This is a genomic window from Streptomyces albofaciens JCM 4342, from assembly GCF_008634025.1.
GTDB classification, from domain to species: Bacteria; Actinomycetota; Actinomycetes; order Streptomycetales; family Streptomycetaceae; genus Streptomyces; species Streptomyces albofaciens.
On the sequence record NZ_PDCM01000001.1, the window covers coordinates 2,128,525 to 2,144,699 of the forward strand.

Sequence of the window (16,175 nt, forward strand, 5' to 3'; positions counted from 1 at the left end):
CTCCGGCCGCGTGCCGGAGCCGTACACCCGGGCACCGCGGGGCGACCCGCCCGCCCGGAACCGCAGCAACACCAGTACAACAACGTCCCCATAAGTGAAAGGAAAGTGTCATGGCGCTTCTCGACCTTCAGGCGATGGACGCTCCCGAGCACGGCGGCGGTGGCGGCAGCACCATCAGCCTGACGCTCTGCGCGAGCCAGGCCAGCGTTCTGCTCTGTCTCTGACAGAACGGCGCTGCTACCGGAATGCCTGAACCGGTAGCCCTTATCCGGGAGTTGTGATCCGGACGTGCGTGCGGCCCGTGCGTGGGCCGCACGCACACCTCCGTGGGAGAGCCTGTGACCGTCACCCCCGCCGACCGGCTGCTGGGCGGCGCCCTGCGCCACAGCGCCCCGCGCGCCACCGCGCTGCTGCTGCTCACCGTCGCGTCGGCCGGCCTCGGCCTGGCCCTCCCCGGCGCCCTCGGGCACACCCTCGACCTGCTCCTCGCACACCGCCCGGCCGCCCCGTGGCTCGTCCTGTGCGCGGCCCTCACCGGCCTGATCGTCCTGCTGGACGCCCTGGACGGACTGCTCACCGGCACCACCGACGCCCGCGGCACCGCCTGGGTACGGCGGCGCCTGACCCGGCACCTCCTCGCCGCCGGGCCGCGCGCCACCGAGCGGTACGGCACCGGCGACCTGGTCACCCGCGTCGTCGGCAACGCCGCCCACGCCGGGACCGCGCCCACCGCCCTGGCGGCCTCGCTCGCCGCCGTCATCACCCCGGTCGGCGCGCTGATCGCCCTCGCGTACGTGGACGTGTGGACCGCCGCCGTCTTCCTCGTGGGCATGCCCCTGCTCGCCCTGCTGCTGCGCACCTTCGCCCGGGCCACCGGCGACTGCGTCGTGTCCTACCAGGAGCACCAGGGCGACATGGCGAAGCGCCTCGTCGAAGCGGTCGGCGGCGCCCGTACGATCACCGCCGCGGGCACCCAGCGCCACGAGACCGCCCGCATCCTCGCCCCGCTGCCCGGTCTCGCCCGGCACGGCCACCGCATGTGGGAGGTCCTGGGCCGGTCGACGGCCCAGGCCGCCATGCTCGTCCCGCTCCTCCAGATCGCCGTGCTGTGCGTGGCCGGTGTCCGGCTGGCGCAGGGCGAGGTGACCGTCGGCGGGCTGCTCGCCGCGTCCCGGTACGCGGCCCTGGCCACCGGCATCGGCCAGATCGTCGGGCAGCTGAACACCCTCGTGCACGCCCGCGCCGCCGCCCGGCGCATCGCGGAGGTCCTGGACATCCCGGCGATGCCCTACGGAAGGCGGCAGCTCGGCGCGGGCGAGGGCACCCTGAAGCTGCACGGCGTCACCGTGACGCGGGGCGACCGCACCGTGCTGCGCGGCCTGGACCTGACCGTGCCCGGCGGCACCTCGGTCGCCGTCGTCGGCCGCTCCGGCACCGGCAAGTCCGTGCTGGCCGCGGTCGCCGGACGGCTGGCCGACCCGGACTCCGGCAGCGTCGTCCTGGACGACGTACCGCTGCCCGACCTGACGCACGACGCCCTGCGCCGCGCGGTCGGCTACGCCTTCGAGCGCCCGGCGGTCCTCGGCGCGACCCTCCGCGACACGCTCGCGCTCGGCGCGTACGCACCCGGCCGGGCCGAGCTGGAGGCCGCCGCCGAGGCCGCCTGCGCCGCGCCCTTCATCCACCGCCTGCCCGAGGGGTACGCGACGCGGTGCGCGGACGCGCCCCTGTCCGGCGGCGAGGCCCAGCGCCTCGGCCTGGCGCGGGCCTTCGCGCACGCCGAGCGGCTGCTCATCCTCGACGACGCCACGTCCAGCCTGGACACCGTCACCGAACTGCACGTCACCCGCGCCCTGCTGCGCGACGTGAAGGCCACCACCCGTATCGTCGTCGCCCACCGCGCCGCCACCGCCGCCCGCGCCGACCTGGTGGCCTGGCTCGACGACGGACGAATTCGCGCCCTTGCGCCGCACGCCGAGCTGTGGCAGCTGCCCGATTACCGGGCACTGTTCGCCACGGCCCCGAAGGAGGCCGCGCATGTCTGAAGCCGTTCAGGCCGGGCGGCGCGGGGCCGCGGCCGGACCGACCGCCGGGCACGGGACCGTGCCCGGCGAGCCCCTGCGGCGCTCCGGGCCGCGCTTCCTCAAGCGGCGGCGCCGGGTCCTGGGCAGGCTCGCGGGCTGGTCGCTGGTCGAGTCCGCGCAGACCTTCCTGTTCGGGTTCGCGCTGGCCCGCGCCCTGGACGACGGGTTCCTGCGCGGCGCGCCGGCCGTCGGCATCGGCTGGCTGGCCGCCGCCGCGGTCTGCGTCGGGGCGGGCGCGTACGGCACCGCGCGGGTCTACGGGGCCGTGGCCGACCTGGTGGAACCGCTGCGCGACAGCCTGGTGCGCAAGGTCGTGCGCCGCGCCCTGTACGCCCCCGACGGCGCCGCGGTCTCCCGGCTCACCCACCAGGTGGAGATCGCCCGCGACACCTTCGCCGGGCTGGTGCTGGTCTCCCGCTCGTTCGTCTTCGTCACCGCCGGGGCGCTGGCCGGGCTGTGCTCGCTCGCCCCCGTGCTCCTGCTGCTGGTGCTGCCGCCGCTGCTGCTCGGACTGGCCCTGTTCGGCTGGGCGCTGCGGCCGATGGCCCGCCGGCAGGAGACGTTCCTCGCGGCGGACGAGGCGATCGCCGAGGAGACCGGCGCGGCGGTCGGCGGGCTGCGCGACATCACCGCGGCCGGCGCGGAGCGGACCGTGGCGGGCGCGGTGGACGAGCGGTTCGACGCCGAACAGCGGGCGTCGGCCGCGCTGGCCCGGTGGAGCATGTGCCGGGTGCTCGCCCTCGGGATCAGCGGCCGGCTGCCGATCGTCCTGCTGCTGCTCGGCGCGCCCTGGCTGCTCGGCCGCGGGGTGACGCCCGGCGCGCTGGTGGGCGCGCTCGCGTATCTGACGCAGTCGCTGCTGCCCGCGTTGCAGAGCCTGATGCACGGGCTGGGCACCTCCGGCACCCGCCTCGGCGTGGTGCTGCGCCGCCTCACCGCCGAGCCGGTGACCGGACCGGACGGCGCCCCGCCCCACCGCACGCCCCACCAGGGGATCGCCGTCGAACTCAGCGGCGTGACCTTCGCGTACGGCCCGCACGCCGACCCGGTCTTCCGCGACCTGGACCTGACCGTGCCGGACGGCGGACACCTGGCCGTCGTCGGCCCCAGCGGCATCGGCAAGTCCACCCTCGCCGGGCTGGTCGCGGGTCTGCTGGAGCCCGACGGCGGCGAGGTCCGCCGGCCCGCCGCCGCGGACCGGGTGCTGGTACCGCAGGAGGCGTACGTCTTCTCCGGCACCGTGCGGGACAACGTGCGCTACCTGTGTACGGACGGCCGGGATGGCCAGGAGGACCGGGACGGCTCGGACGCCGATCTCCTGGCCGCCGCCGAGAAGATCGGCGCGGGCGCGCTGCTGGCGCGGCTGGGCGGGCCGGACGGCACGCTCGTACCGGCCGAACTGTCCGCCGGTGAGCGCCAGCTGATCGCCCTGGTCCGCGCCTACCTGGCACCCGCGCCGCTGGTCGTCCTGGACGAGGCGACCTGCCACCTCGACCCGGCGGCCGAGGCCCGCGCCGAACGCGCCTTCGCGGACCGGCCCGGCGGCACCCTGATCGTCGTCGCGCACCGCATCAGCTCGGCGCTGCGGGCCGAACGGGTGCTGGTGATGGACGGCACGCACGCCCGGACGGGCCGCCACGGCGATCTGCTGCGGCGATCCGAGCTCTACCGCGAACTGGCCGGCGGGTGGGCGCACGAGGAGCCCGGCGGCGGCGCCGCGCCCCGGGCCGCCGGGCCACTACAGCCAGCCCTCCCCGCGCGAGATGCGGATGGCGTCGACGCGGTTGCGGGCCCCGGTCTTGCGGGTGATGGCGGACATGTAGTTGCGCACGGTCCCGGTCGACAGATGCAGGACGCCGGCGATCTCGGAGACCGAGGAGCCCTCGGCGGCCAGTGACAGCACGCTCAGCTCCCGGCGGGTGAGCGGAATGTCCGCGGCCTGGAGGAAGCCGAAGCCCAGCGAGCCGTCGATGAATCGTTTTCCCGCCGCGACCTGCCGGATGCCGGTGGTCAGCTGTACCGGCGAGGCCTCCTTGTCGACATATCCCAGGGCGTCCGCCTCGAAGGCCCGGCGCAGCGGTCCGGGCCGGCGCGCCGAGCCCAGCACCAGCAGGGCCGGTGATTTCACCGGGCCCTTCGCTTTCGCGAGTTTGGATAACTTGCGCAATATCCCCGTCCCGTTCGGCTCGGGGCTCTCCGCGTCCACGACACAGACATCCGGCCGCGTCGCCCGCGCCCGCTCCGCCGCGTCGCGGGTGCTGGCGGCTGCGACCTCGATGTCGTTCTCCCGGTCGAGCACTTCCGTCAACGCCCATCGGAACAGACATATGTCGTGGACGAGTAGCACCCGGATCACTGCAGTCCCCCTCCAGACCCACGTGTACCGGCTCCGTTGCGAGTACCCGGAATTCATACCGGCAATGCCACTGACATGGACCCGGAGAACTGGCCAAGCGGAAGCGAGGGGGAGCGCGTCGGGGTTGTGCGCGCCCCCAATGCGCCGTTTCAGGGGTTACCCGTTCGTAGCCGCCGGATCAGGCGCGCGGCGCCGGCGCCGTGAGATCGATGAGCCGGCAGACCGTCTCGATGTCGATCTTCACCTGGGCGATCGAGGCGCGCCCGGACAGCCAGGTGATCAGCGCCGAGTGCCAGGTGTGCTCGATGACCCGGACCGCGGACAGCTGCTCGGGCGTGGGCGCGCCGTCCAGCCCCATCGCGTCCAGGATGATCGCCGTGGTCAGCCGGGAGACGGTGTCCACCTCCGGGCTCACCGACCGGTCGGCGAACGTCAGGGCGCGCACCATCGCGTCCGCCAGATGCGGTTCGCGCTGGAGCGCGCGGAAGGCCCGCATCAGGGTCTGCGCGACCCGCGCGCCCGGCTCCGGCTCGGTCGGCGGGCGCTTGCGCAGCGTCGCGTGCAGGTGCTGCAACTGGTCCTGCATGGTCGCCACGAGCAGGTGCACCTTGGACGGGAAATACCGGTAGAGGGTGCCGAGTGCCACGTCCGACGCCTCGGCGACCTCGCGCATCTGCACGGCGTCGAACCCGCCGCGGCCGGCCAGCTCCGCGCTGGCGTGCAGGATGCGGCGGCGACGGGCCTCCTGACGCGCGGTCAGGGGCGGACCGGCGGGAAGCGCCGCTCCGGCCGCTGTGGAGTCCGTAGTCATATGTCCCATTCCGTGACGGTGCGTCCGCGGTGCGGCCCGTACCGGTCCTGCGATCGGCACAGCATGGCAGGGGCGCGGGCCGTGGCGCGAATCACCTGGTGCGGCTCTTTCGACCAGGTTTCCGGCCGGTAGATTCGAAGCTCCTTGAACTGATCAGTAGCCCGCCGGCCGCCCTGGCCCGCGGGTGCCGCGGACCGGTCGCCGGCCGGCCGCGGCCGAACCGTACTGAAACTTGTTCTAGATTAGCGCCAGCGGTTACGCTCCGGCGAAAGTCCAGCGAGAAGGGGGCCGAGAGTGTCCGCCGAGGCCGTCCAGGCAGCCGCGCCGCACCCCGCCGAGGCCCCCGCCGCCTCCACCGGGCCGGACGGCGACCGCCCGCTGCGCATCGCCCTGCTGACGTACAAGGGCAACCCGTTCTGCGGCGGCCAGGGCGTCTACGTCCGCCACCTCTCGCGCGAACTGGCCCGCCTCGGCCACCGCGTCGAGGTCATCGGCGCGCAGCCGTACCCCGTCCTGGACGAGGGGGCCGCCTCCCCGCAGGGAACCGGGGGAGTCACCCTCACCGAACTGCCCAGCCTCGACCTCTACCGGCAGCCCGACCCGTTCCGCACGCCGAAGCGCGGCGAGTACCGGGACTGGATCGACGCGCTGGAGGTCGGCACGATGTGGACCGGCGGCTTCCCCGAACCGCTGACCTTCTCGCTGCGCGCCCGCCGCCACCTCGCCGCCCGGCGCGGCGACTTCGACGTGGTGCACGACAACCAGACCCTCGGCTACGGCCTGCTCGGCGACCTCGGCGCGCCCCTGGTCACCACCATCCACCACCCCATCACCGTCGACCGGCAGCTCGACCTCGACGCCGCCACCGGCTGGCAGCGCCGCCTGTCGGTGCGCCGCTGGTACGGCTTCACCCGGATGCAGAAGCGCGTCGCCCGCCGTCTGCCGTCGGTGCTGACCGTCTCCGGCTCCTCCCGCCAGGAGATCGTGGACCACCTCGGCGTACGGGACGGCCGCATCCACGTCGTGCACATCGGCGCCGACACCGACCTCTTCTCGCCCGATCCGTCGGTCCCCGAGGTCCCCGGCCGCATCGTGACCACCTCCAGCGCGGACGTGCCCCTCAAGGGCCTGATCCACCTGGTCGAGGCGCTGGCCAAGGTCCGTGCGGAGAACCCGCGGGCCCATCTGGTGGTCGTCGGCAAACGCGCCGACGACGGCCCGGTGGCCGCCGCCATCGAGCGGCACGGCCTCGGCGGCGCGATCGAGTTCGTCAAGGGCATCAGCGACGCCGAGCTGGTCGACCTGGTCCGCGGCGCCCAGGTCGCCTGCGTACCGTCCCTCTACGAGGGCTTCTCGCTGCCCGCCGCCGAAGCCATGGCCACCGGTACGCCGCTGCTGGCCACCACCGGCGGCGCCATCCCCGAGGTGTCCGGCCCGGACGGCGAGACCTGTCTGTCCGTACCGCCCGGCGACGCGGGTGCGCTGGCCGCCGGGCTGACCCGCCTGCTGGGCGACGCCGACCTGCGCCGCCGCCTCGGCGCCGCCGGGCGCGAACGCGTCCTGGCCCGCTTCACCTGGCGCCAGGCCGCCATCGGCACCGCCGAACGCTACCGGGAGGCCATCGCCCTCCAGGCCCCGCGCCTGCGCGCCGCGCGCTCCCGCCGCGCCGCCGCGGACGCCACCGCACCGACCCCCGCCGGCCGCGCCTGATGCGGCCCGGCCGGGCACCGACCACCACCGCCATGACCCGCCGCCGTCGGCCGTAGCTGCCCGCGGACCCCCAGGACGAAAGCAGAGAGCCCTTGCTGACCGTCGACTTTTCCCGATTCCCGCTGGCGCCGGGCGACCGCGTCCTCGACCTGGGCTGTGGCGCGGGCCGGCACGCCTTCGAGTGCTACCGGCGCGGCGCGCAGGTCGTGGCGCTCGACCGGAACGCCGAGGAGATCCGCGAGGTCGCCAAGTGGTTCGCCGCCATGAAGGAGGCCGGTGAGGCGCCCGCGGGCGCCACCGCCACCGCCATGGAGGGCGACGCGCTGGCCCTGCCCTTCCCCGACGCGAGCTTCGACGTCGTCATCATCTCCGAGGTCATGGAGCACATCCACGACGACAAGGGCGTGCTCGCCGAGATGGTGCGGGTGCTGCGGCCCGGCGGGCGGATCGCGGTGACCGTGCCGCGCTACGGCCCGGAGAAGGTGTGCTGGGCACTCAGCGACGAGTACCACGAGGTCGAGGGCGGGCACATCCGCATCTACAAGGCCGACGAGCTGCTCGGCAAGATGCGCGAGGCGGGCCTGCGGCCGTACGGCACCCACCACGCGCACGGGCTGCACAGCCCGTACTGGTGGCTCAAGTGCGCCTTCGGCGTCGACAACGACCAGGCGCTGCCGGTCAAGGCGTACCACAAGCTGCTGGTCTGGGACATCATGAAGAAGCCGCTGGCCACGCGGATGGCCGAGCGGGTGCTCAACCCGGTGATCGGCAAGAGCTTCGTCGCGTACGCCGTCAAGCCGCATCTGCCGACGGACGCCGCCGCGACCGACGACTCCGCTGCCGCCGACTCCACGGCCACCGCCGACTCCGCCGCCGGGGCCGCCAAGTGACGACACCAGGACGTACGGAACGCCTGGTCCTGCCCGGAGTCCTGACCGCCGAACAGGCGGCGCGCACCGTCGCCGGCATCCTGGCGGCACAGCGCGCGGACGGCGCGATCCCCTGGTTCCGCGGCCACCACCTCGACCCGTGGGACCACACCGAGGCCGCCATGGCCCTGGACGCGGCCGGGGAGCACGAGCGCGCCGAGGCCGCGTACGAGTGGCTGGCCCGGCACCAGAACCCGGACGGCTCCTGGTACGCGGCCTACGCCGACGGGGACGCCGCGGCGCCCACCGACCGCGGCCGGGAGACCAACTTCTGCGCGTACATCGCCGTCGGCGTCTGGCACCACTACCTGTCCACCGGCGACGACACCTTCGTGGACCGCATGTGGCCCGCCGTCTACGCGGCCGTCGAATTCGTCCTGGAACTCCAGCAGCCCGGCGGCGAGATCGGCTGGAAGCGCGAGGACGACGGCACGCCGGTCACCGACGCCCTGCTGACCGGCTCCTCCTCCATCCACCAGGCGCTGCGCTGCGCCCTCGCCATCGCCGAACAGCGCGAGGAACCCCAGCCCGACTGGGAACTGGCCCTCGGCCGGCTCGGCCACGCCATCCAGCACCACCCCGAGCGCTTCCTCGACAAGTCCCGCTACTCGATGGACTGGTACTACCCGGTCCTCGGCGGCGCCCTGAGCGGCACCGCCGCCAAGGAGCGCATCGAAGCGGCGTGGGAGGACTTCGTCGTGCCCGGCCTCGGCGTCCGCTGCGTCCTGCCCAACCCCTGGGTCACCGGCGGCGAGAGCGCCGAACTGGCCCTCGCCCTCTGGGCGATGGGCGAGTCGGACCGGGCCGTGCAGATCCTCAAGTGGGTCCAGCACCTGCGCGCCGAGAACGGCATGTACTGGACCGGCTACGTCTTCGACGACGACGCGGTCTGGCCCGAGGAGCAGACGTCCTGGACGGCGGGCTCGATGCTGCTCGCGGTGGCCGCGCTGGGAGGGGACGAGGCGACCACGGCCGTCTTCGGGGGCGAGCGCCTGCCGACGGGCCTGACCCCGGACTGCTGCCGCTGAGGGATGGGGCGCGCCCCGCCCCTTCCCCCGGTTTCCCTCAGTGCTCGATACGCCTGATGCGGGCGGCCAGGGCATGCCCCACCACCAGGTACACGAGCGCCGGCAGCCCGTAGTTCAGCAGCGTCCGCAGCCACTCCGCGTCGAAGGTGAAGAGGTTGTACGACCAGCCGGCCAGCCACCGCGCCGCGCCCTGCACGAAGTGCACCAGGTCGTTGGCGCGGTTCGCGTCGAGCAGGTACATCACGATCCAGAGGCCGAGGATCACGGCCGTGAGGTCGGCGACGACGGTGACGGCCCGGGCCGCATGACTGCTTCCGTAGCGGTGTCTCCTGGACATGACAGCCGGGTAGCCGCATAAGTACGCCATAAACAACTCCCGGTCGGAGGCGGTCCGTTCGCGGTGAAACGGGTCGGCTCTGCGCCCGCCCACGCATTACTGTTCGACCATGACGATCACCATGACCGGAACCCTCGACCACGGCCGCTATTGCGCCGAGATCCTCACCCAGACCGATCTGCTCCGGGAAACCGTCCGCGGCACCGACCTCAAGACGGCCGTGCCGACCTGTCCGGACTGGACCTTGGCGGACCTCCTGCGCCACGTCGGCGGCGCGCACCGCTGGGTCGACACGACCGTACGGACGCGGGCCGAGGAGATGGTGCCGTTCGACGCGGTCCCGAACCACAAGGGCCCCGAGGGCGACGACCCGGAGGCCCTGGACGCCTGGCTGGCGGACGGCGCGCGGCGCGTCGTCGAGGCGCTGCGCGAGGCCGGCGCCGACACCCCGGTCTGGGCCTGGGCACCGGATCAGCCGACGGTCTTCTGGTCCCGCCGGATGACCCACGAGACGGCCGTCCACCGCGCGGACGCGGCGTCCGCGACGGGTACCGGCTTCACCCTCGACCCGGAGGTGGCCGCCGACGCCATGGAAGAGTGGACGCAACTGGTCTGCCTGGTCCCTGCCTTGAAGCCCGACCACCCGGCCGCCCGCCTCACCGGCACCGGCCGCACCTTCCGCCTGCACGCCACCGACGCCCCGCCCGGCGCCCCCGCCGACTGGCTCCTCGACTACACCGGCGACACGGTCACCTACCGCCACACCCCCGAAGAAGCCACCATCACCCTGCAAGGCCCCCTCACCGACCTCCTCCGCGTCTACTACCGCCGCCTCCCGGTGGACACTCCGGGCATCGAGGCCATCGGCGACCGCGCGTTCCTGGAGGAGTGGCTGGAGGCGGCGAAGTTCTGATCCGGAATGGGCGAGGCCGACGGGCCGCTCCGCCTCAAGCGGCGTGTGGCACGAAGGACAGTGACACCTCGTCCGAGTCGATGGAGAGGTCGAGCTGGGCATCGAGGGCGCGCGCCAGCCGACGCAGCAGCGGCAGGGTCGGTACCGTCCCGCCCCCCTCGATCCGCTCGACCTCCTCCACACCGAGACCGGCCCGAAGCGCCAGCTCACCCACCGACATCCCGAGCGCGCCGCGCACGTCGAACACCGCCTGCCCGAGCGCGATCGCCGCCCCCGCCTCCACGTAGGCGGGGTCCGCCCGGTGCTCGTCCGGTACCTCCCACCGGGTGTGGTATCCGCGACTCATGCGTTCTCCTTCCCGATGCCTGCCGCTGCCAGGCGGTCTTGGCCGTGCGTCGGCCCGACCGCCTTGAGCATGGTGCCCTCGGCGGCGCACCTGCCGCCTCAACCATTCACCTCAGCCACCACCCGCAACGTCTCCGCATCCGGCGCCGTGACCAGAAGGTCCGTCACCGGGCCCTCGCGCCACGCTGCCAGGCGGTCGGCTATGCGGGCGCGGGGGCCGATCAGGGAGATCTCGTCGGCGAAGGCGTCGGGGACGGCCTGGACGGCCTCGTTGCGGTGGCCCTGGAGGAAGAGGGTCTGGATGTGGTGGGCCGCTTCTGGGTGGCCCAGGCGGGACATCAGGGCGGTGTGGAAGTTGCGGGAGGCGTGGCCCATGCCGCCGATGTAGAAGGCGAGCATGGCCTTGACCGGGAGCAGGCCCTCGGTCACGTCGTCGCAGACCTGGGCGCGGGCCATGGGGGCGATGAGGAAGCCTTCCGGGGCGTCGGCCAGGGAGGCCGCGTACACGCCGGTGCGGTACGGGGACCAGTACAGCGGGAGCCAGCCGTCGGCGATCCGGGTGGTCTGGGCGATGTTCTTGGGGCCCTCGGCGCCGAGGAGGACGGGGAGGCCGGCGCGGCGGGGGTGGGTGATGGGCTTGAGGGGCTTGCCGAGGCCGGTGGCGTCCGGGCCGCGGTAGGGGAGCGGGTGGAAGCGGCCGTCGAGGGACACCGGGGCCTCGCGGCGCAGCACTTGGCGGACGATGTCCACGTATTCGCGGGTGGCGGTGAGCGGGCTCGCGGGGAAGGGGCGGCCGTACCACCCCTCCACCACCTGCGGCCCGGACAGGCCGAGTCCGAGCAGCATCCGGCCGCCGGAGAGGTGGTCGAGGGTGAGGGCCTGCATCGCGGTGGCGGTGGGCGTGCGGGCGGCCATCTGGGCGATGGCGGTGCCCAGTTTGATGCGGGAGGTGTGGGCCGCGATCCAGGTGAGGGGGGTGAACGCGTCCGAGCCCCAGGCTTCGGAGGTCCATACGGAGTCGTAGCCCAGCCGCTCGGCCTCCTGGGCGAGTTCGAGGTGCCGGGGGTCGGGGCCGCGGCCCCAGTAGCCGAGTGCCAGGCCGAGTCGCATGCGTGGGGCCTCCGGTGCGTCGGGGCGAGCCTGCTGACGGGTCGTCAGGGGCGCTGGCGCAGCGTAGGAGGTGGGGGAGGCGATGGGAAGGGTGGGGGTACGGCGACGGCCCCCCGCCCGAGGTGGGCGAGGGGCCGTCGTGCGGTGTGCCGCGGGCCGGAGGGGTCAGCCGCGCTGGATGCCGGTCGTGTCCTGGAGGACGCCGCGGCGCCCGTCCTGCGTCTGCGCGACCAGCGCCTGGCCGCGCTGGTCCACGGCCAGGTACCACGTGCCGGGCGCGAGCTCGGCGATCGGCGTCGGCGCGCCGTCCTCGCCGTACAGCGGGCGCGCGACCGGCACCGCGAACCAGAACGGCGCGAAGTCGGCCGCGGGGGCCGGCGGCTGCGCGGCGGCCGGCGAGGGCTGCGGGCCGCCGTACGTCTGCGGACCGCCCGGCTGGCCCTGCCCGGGAGCGGGCTGCTGCGCGCCCGGGTAGCCGTAGCCGCCCTGGCCCGGCTGCTGCTGGTGGGCGCCGGGGTAGCCGTACCCCTGGCCCGGGGCCGCGCCGTACGGGGACGGGGCCTGCGGCCGCGGGGCCGGGACGAGGCCGGCCTTGAGGGCGGGCACCAGCGGCGTGGCCACGGCCGCGCCGGCCAGCACCAGCGCGGCGATCAGGCCGAGGATCAGCCCGGCGCCCGCGCCGCCGCTGTTGACGATCGTCCAGAAGGCGAACCAGGCGACGAACACGGTCCAGGCGACGCCGAACTGGCCCAGGTCGAGACCGGCGACCTTCAGGGGCCGCGGCAGGGCCCGCGCCACGACGATCAGGGCGGCCGCGATGATGCCGGCCAGGTACATGCCCATCAGCAGGGGCAGCGCGTCCCAGGCGTTCGTGGAGGTGACCTTCGGGCAGAAGCTGCCGGTGCAGTCGGATCCGTCGTACGAGCTGATGCTGAGAAACGAGGCGATGAACAGCAACACCGCTGCTCCGATCACCACGCCGTCGCCTCTAGTGAGGGAGCGGATGTTCACGTAAGGGTCCTTTGTCGGTTCCGGTGTCTGTCTTCGCTGTCGCAGCCATATGCGCTGGTGGGCGCGTGGCGAGGCACGGGGTGGCCCCCCATCGTAAGGGGGAACCTACCGCCGGATCCTGTGGGCCGTCTTGTCGGTATCGGTCAGGTATCGAGTCGGTATCGGCGGATGCCCGGTATCGGTGGCCGCCCGGTATCGGCGCCGCCGCTACTCGGTCAGGAAGCCCGTAATGCCCTCGGCGATCCCGCGGGCCGCCTTTTCCCGCCATTGCGGGTCGGTCAATTGCGCCGCGTCCTTCGCGTCGCGCATATTGCCGCACTCCAGGAACACCTTGGGAATGCCGGAGAGGTTGAGGCCGCCGAGGTCGGACCGTACGACGAGGCCGGTGCCGCCGCCCAGGTAATTGGCCGGGGCGCTCCCGGTCGCCGCCACGAACCGGCCCGCCAGGTGCTCGCCGAGCCGCCGCGAGGGGCCGACGATGGCGGAGGTGTCCGCCGCGCCCGCGGTGACCCGGGCGGGCAGGATCACATGGAAGCCCCGGTTGCCCGCGCCCGCGCCGTCGGCGTGCACGGACACCGCCGCGTCGGCCTTCGCCGCGTTGCCGGCGCGGGCCCGCTCGTCCACGCACGGCCCGTACGGACGGTCGCCGTCCTGGGTGAAGACCACCTTCGCGCCCTCGGCCCGGAGGAGCGTACGGGCGCGCCGCGCCACGTCGAGCGTGAAGTCGGCCTCGGCGTACCCGTCGTCGGTGGACGTGCCGGTGGTGTCGCACTCCTTGCGCCCGTTGCCGACGTCGACCCGGCGCGCGATCTCGCGGGTGTGGTCGCGGTTGCGGATGTTGTGACCGGGGTCGAGGAGGACGGTCTTTCCCTGGAGGCGGGTGCCGGGGCGGCCGCCCGGCCCGGTCCCGGGCCGGTCTCCCTTGCCGTCCGAAGCGTCCGGGGCGGGCCGGCCGCTCCCGTCCTGTCCGCTGCCGCCCGTACCGCCCTCACCGGGCGTGCCGCCCGGTGACGGCGATCCCGGGCTCGCCGCGGGCAGCGCCTTCGGCGGCCGGTCACCGCCGTGTCCGCTCGTGGACCGCCAGATCAGCCAGCCCGCGGCGCAGGCGGCCAGCAGCGCGGCCAGGACGACGACGAGGGTGCCGCCGAAGCGGCGGCGCGGGGGGAATGTACTGCCGTTCGACACATCGCGATCGTAGTGGTGCGGTCAGTGCCCTTCACCGGTGCGACGCAGCACGTGCAGCGAGCCGTGTGCCGACATTTCGGTGAACGCGCCGGATTCCAGGGCGCGCCGGTAGACGCGGTACGGGGCCTGTCCGCCGTCCGCCGGGTCGGCGAAGACGTCGTGGATGACCAGCAGTCCGCCGGGCGCGACGTGCGGCGCCCAGCCCTCGTAGTCGGCGGTGGCGTGCTCGTCGGTGTGCCCGCCGTCGATGAAGACCAGCCCGACGGGTGTGTTCCACAGCGCGGCGATCTGCGGCGAGCGCCCCACCAGCGCGATGACGTGGTCCTCCAGCCCCGCCGCGTGCAGTGTCCGGCGGAAGGCGGGCAGCGTGTCCATCAGCCCGGCCTCGGGGTCGACCAGGGACGGGTCGTGGTACTCCCAGCCGGGCTGTTGCTCCTCGCTGCCGCGGTGGTGGTCGACGGTGACGGCCCGCACCCCCGCGGCCCGCGCCGCGTCCGCGAGCAGGATCGTGGAACGGCCGCAATACGTCCCGATCTCCACCAGCGGCAGCCCCAGCGCCGCCGCTCGCGTCGCGGCCCCGTAAAGCGCCAGCCCTTCGTCGAGCGGCATGAAGCCCTTTGCCGCCTCGAAAGCGGCGAGTATCTCCGGCGCGGGAGTGTTCGCGGCGGCCATGGGGATTCCTCCTCGTCGTACGTCACCGGGCGGTGCGGCGGTGACTCATAAGGACGGATGGTACGTGCCGGTAATGCGGGGAGCGCGCGGGTGGCGCCGTAAGGGAGAAGAGGGATGAGCGATGGGGAATGTGCCGCCTATTCCGGTTGGGCGGGTGTGGCGGTTTACGGATTCGGTGCGGGGAGGTTTACGTTTCCCGCCGGCCCGTACGGATTCGGTCCGTCTCGTACGTTCCTGTACGCATTTCACCGGGGCCGGTCTCCGGCCGTCTCTCCGTCCTCCCGGCCGGAAGCCGACCCCCACCTGACCTTCCGTCAGTTTGAAACGTGTTCTAGTCTGCCCGTCATGGGGGAGGGCTTCGACGCCTACGAGGAGGATCGCCATGACCGGCAAGGCGTACATCATCGGCGTGGGCACGACGAAGTTCGAGAAGCCGGAGACGCGGGACTGGCAGTACTGGGACATGGCGGGGGAGGCGGGCGGTAAGGCGCTCGCCGATGCCGGTGTCCCGTACAGCGCTGTGGAACAGGTGCCGGTCGGCTACTGCTACCAGGCCTCTACGGCCGGACAGCGTGCCGTCTACGAACTGGGCCTTACCGGCGTCCCCGTCTACAACGTCAACAACAACTGCGCGACCGGCGCCACCGCCCTGATGATGGCCCGGCAGTTCGTCGCCTCCGGCATCAACGACTGCGTCCTGGCCCTCGGCTTCGAGAAGATGAAACGCGGCGCGCTGGGCGGCGGCGCGGACGGCGGCGACTTCGCGGCCTCGCCCGTGGCCCGCCACTACGGCGTGATGGCCGCCGCCCACGGCTTCGAGATGACGCCGCCGACCGCCCAGATCTTCGGCAACGCCGCGCGCGAGCACATGGACCGGTACGGGACCACGGAGCGGCAGCTCGCGGCGGTCGGCGCGAAGAACCACCGGCACTCCGCCGACAATCCGGACGCCCAGTTCCAGGACGTCTACACGGTCGAGGAGATCCTCGCCGCCAGGACCGTCCACCGGCCGCTGACCAAGCTCCAGTGCTCGCCGACCTCCGACGGAGCGGCCGCCGCCGTCGTCGCCTCGGAACGCTTCGTCCGCGACCACGGGCTCGCGGACCGGGCCGTGGAGATCGCCGGGCAGGCCATGGCGACGGACACGGAGGACAGCTTCGCCAGCGGGTCCTGCATCGATGTCGTCGGCCGCCCGATGTCCCGCGCCGCGGCCCGGCAGGCGTACGAGGCGAGCGGGCTCGGCATCGAGGACGTGGACGTGATCGAGCTGCACGACTGCTTCTCGGTCAACGAACTGCTGACGTACGAGGCGCTGGGCCTGTGCGCGGAGGGCGAGTCGGGCAAGCTCGTCGAGGACGGCGCCACCACCCACGGCGGCCGATGGGTGGTCAACCCCTCCGGCGGCCTGATCTCCAAGGGGCATCCGCTCGGCGCCACCGGCCTGGCCCAGACCGCCGAACTGGTCCGGCAACTGCGCGGCACGGCCGGCGCCCGCCAGGTGCCGGGGGCCCGGGTCGGACTGGCGCACAACATCGGACTGGGCGGGGCGGCGGTGGTGACGTTGCTGCGGAAGGGGTGAGGCGCGGAAGGGGGGTGCGGAAGGGGTGAGGCGCGGAAGGAGTGGGGTGCGGAAGGACTGAGGCGCTGAAGGGGTGCGGCGCGGAAGGGGCGCCCCGTGGGATGG

Annotated in this window: 15 protein-coding genes and 1 pseudogene; 8 read left to right on the top strand and 8 right to left on the bottom strand. The window is 73.6% G+C overall.

What is annotated here, in order from left to right:
- Nucleotides 1-110: 110 nt before the first annotated feature.
- From CP973_RS09625 to CP973_RS09635, 3 genes are all read left to right on the top strand, one after another.
- Nucleotides 111-224 carry a SapB/AmfS family lanthipeptide gene (locus CP973_RS09625; RefSeq protein WP_003982959.1) on the top strand — a complete coding sequence of 38 codons (114 nt, stop codon included), beginning with the start codon at nucleotides 111-113 and terminating at the stop codon, nucleotides 222-224.
- Nucleotides 225-338: 114 nt separating this feature from the next.
- Nucleotides 339-2,045, top strand: coding sequence for an ABC transporter ATP-binding protein (locus CP973_RS09630; RefSeq protein ID WP_150239301.1), 1,707 nt, complete (start codon nucleotides 339-341; stop codon nucleotides 2,043-2,045).
- The gene (locus CP973_RS09635; protein ID WP_150239303.1) at nucleotides 2,038-3,981 is read left to right on the top strand and encodes an ATP-binding cassette domain-containing protein; all 1,944 of its coding nucleotides are present in this window, start codon (nucleotides 2,038-2,040) and stop codon (nucleotides 3,979-3,981) included. The genes CP973_RS09630 and CP973_RS09635 overlap by 8 nt, the downstream gene beginning before the upstream one ends.
- Here the strand turns inward: CP973_RS09635 and CP973_RS40765 are convergent.
- Nucleotides 3,907-4,497 (bottom strand): annotated as a pseudogene (locus CP973_RS40765) (response regulator transcription factor); the annotation flags it as partial. The gene CP973_RS09635 and the pseudogene CP973_RS40765 overlap by 75 nt on opposite strands.
- 121 nt (nucleotides 4,498-4,618) lie before the next feature.
- Nucleotides 4,619-5,251 (bottom strand): TetR family transcriptional regulator, encoded by a 633-nt coding sequence (locus CP973_RS09645; RefSeq protein WP_150239307.1) that lies wholly within the window; start codon nucleotides 5,249-5,251, stop codon nucleotides 4,619-4,621.
- Between the two features lie 294 nt (nucleotides 5,252-5,545).
- On the opposite strand from CP973_RS09645, the gene CP973_RS09650 reads away from it, so the two are divergent.
- The 3 genes from CP973_RS09650 (at nucleotide 5,546) to CP973_RS09660 (ending at nucleotide 8,918) form a co-directional block, all read left to right on the top strand.
- On the top strand, nucleotides 5,546-6,961 hold the full coding sequence (locus CP973_RS09650) for a glycosyltransferase family 4 protein (RefSeq protein ID WP_150239309.1): 1,416 nt from the start codon (nucleotides 5,546-5,548) through the stop codon (nucleotides 6,959-6,961).
- A gap of 92 nt (nucleotides 6,962-7,053) precedes the next feature.
- On the top strand, nucleotides 7,054-7,851 hold the full coding sequence (locus CP973_RS09655; protein ID WP_150239311.1) for a class I SAM-dependent methyltransferase: 798 nt from the start codon (nucleotides 7,054-7,056) through the stop codon (nucleotides 7,849-7,851).
- Nucleotides 7,848-8,918 carry a prenyltransferase/squalene oxidase repeat-containing protein gene (locus CP973_RS09660; protein WP_150239313.1) on the top strand — a complete coding sequence of 357 codons (1,071 nt, stop codon included), beginning with the start codon at nucleotides 7,848-7,850 and terminating at the stop codon, nucleotides 8,916-8,918. The genes CP973_RS09655 and CP973_RS09660 overlap by 4 nt, the downstream gene beginning before the upstream one ends.
- Before the next feature lie 37 nt (nucleotides 8,919-8,955).
- Here CP973_RS09660 and CP973_RS09665 read toward each other — a convergent pair whose 3' ends face one another.
- Entirely contained in the window at nucleotides 8,956-9,255 is a 300-nt protein-coding gene (locus CP973_RS09665; protein ID WP_150239315.1) for a hypothetical protein, read from the bottom strand.
- 109 nt (nucleotides 9,256-9,364) lie between these two features.
- On the opposite strand from CP973_RS09665, the gene CP973_RS09670 reads away from it, so the two are divergent.
- The gene (locus CP973_RS09670; protein ID WP_425281947.1) at nucleotides 9,365-10,168 is read left to right on the top strand and encodes a maleylpyruvate isomerase family mycothiol-dependent enzyme; all 804 of its coding nucleotides are present in this window, start codon (nucleotides 9,365-9,367) and stop codon (nucleotides 10,166-10,168) included.
- 34 nt (nucleotides 10,169-10,202) lie between these two features.
- Here CP973_RS09670 and CP973_RS09675 read toward each other — a convergent pair whose 3' ends face one another.
- The 5 genes from CP973_RS09675 to CP973_RS09695 all read right to left on the bottom strand — a co-directional run bounded on the left by CP973_RS09675 (nucleotide 10,203) and on the right by CP973_RS09695 (nucleotide 14,491).
- Nucleotides 10,203-10,514 (bottom strand): helix-turn-helix domain-containing protein, encoded by a 312-nt coding sequence (locus tag CP973_RS09675; protein ID WP_150239317.1) that lies wholly within the window; start codon nucleotides 10,512-10,514, stop codon nucleotides 10,203-10,205.
- 98 nt (nucleotides 10,515-10,612) lie between these two features.
- Nucleotides 10,613-11,623 carry an LLM class F420-dependent oxidoreductase gene (locus tag CP973_RS09680; RefSeq protein ID WP_150239319.1) on the bottom strand — a complete coding sequence of 337 codons (1,011 nt, stop codon included), beginning with the start codon at nucleotides 11,621-11,623 and terminating at the stop codon, nucleotides 10,613-10,615.
- Between the two features lie 165 nt (nucleotides 11,624-11,788).
- Entirely contained in the window at nucleotides 11,789-12,634 is an 846-nt protein-coding gene (locus tag CP973_RS09685) for a DUF5336 domain-containing protein (protein ID WP_150239321.1), read from the bottom strand.
- Between the two features lie 207 nt (nucleotides 12,635-12,841).
- Nucleotides 12,842-13,819 carry an N-acetylmuramoyl-L-alanine amidase gene (locus tag CP973_RS09690; protein WP_150239323.1) on the bottom strand — a complete coding sequence of 326 codons (978 nt, stop codon included), beginning with the start codon at nucleotides 13,817-13,819 and terminating at the stop codon, nucleotides 12,842-12,844.
- A gap of 21 nt (nucleotides 13,820-13,840) precedes the next feature.
- The gene (locus tag CP973_RS09695; protein ID WP_150239325.1) at nucleotides 13,841-14,491 is read right to left on the bottom strand and encodes a class I SAM-dependent methyltransferase; all 651 of its coding nucleotides are present in this window, start codon (nucleotides 14,489-14,491) and stop codon (nucleotides 13,841-13,843) included.
- Nucleotides 14,492-14,873: 382 nt separating this feature from the next.
- Here CP973_RS09695 and CP973_RS09700 point away from each other — a divergent pair, with 382 nt between their 5' ends.
- Nucleotides 14,874-16,070, top strand: a complete 1,197-nt coding sequence (locus tag CP973_RS09700; RefSeq protein WP_150239327.1) for a lipid-transfer protein — start codon at nucleotides 14,874-14,876, stop codon at nucleotides 16,068-16,070.
- Nucleotides 16,071-16,175 lie beyond the last annotated feature (105 nt).

Excerpts from the sequence above, each read along its gene's own strand:
- CP973_RS09625 (WP_003982959.1), top strand. The coding sequence starts at position 111 with ATGGCGCTTCTCGACCTTCAGGCGATGGACGCTCCCGAGCACGGCGGC.
- CP973_RS09635 (WP_150239303.1), top strand. The coding sequence starts at position 2,038 with ATGTCTGAAGCCGTTCAGGCCGGGCGGCGCGGGGCCGCGGCCGGACCG.
- CP973_RS09645 (WP_150239307.1), bottom strand. The coding sequence starts at position 5,251 with ATGACTACGGACTCCACAGCGGCCGGAGCGGCGCTTCCCGCCGGTCCG.
- CP973_RS09665 (WP_150239315.1), bottom strand. The coding sequence starts at position 9,255 with ATGTCCAGGAGACACCGCTACGGAAGCAGTCATGCGGCCCGGGCCGTC.
- CP973_RS09670 (WP_425281947.1), top strand. The coding sequence starts at position 9,365 with ATGACGATCACCATGACCGGAACCCTCGACCACGGCCGCTATTGCGCC.
- CP973_RS09675 (WP_150239317.1), bottom strand. The coding sequence starts at position 10,514 with ATGAGTCGCGGATACCACACCCGGTGGGAGGTACCGGACGAGCACCGG.
- CP973_RS09680 (WP_150239319.1), bottom strand. The coding sequence starts at position 11,623 with ATGCGACTCGGCCTGGCACTCGGCTACTGGGGCCGCGGCCCCGACCCC.
- CP973_RS09695 (WP_150239325.1), bottom strand. The coding sequence starts at position 14,491 with ATGGCCGCCGCGAACACTCCCGCGCCGGAGATACTCGCCGCTTTCGAG.
- CP973_RS09700 (WP_150239327.1), top strand. The coding sequence starts at position 14,874 with ATGACCGGCAAGGCGTACATCATCGGCGTGGGCACGACGAAGTTCGAG.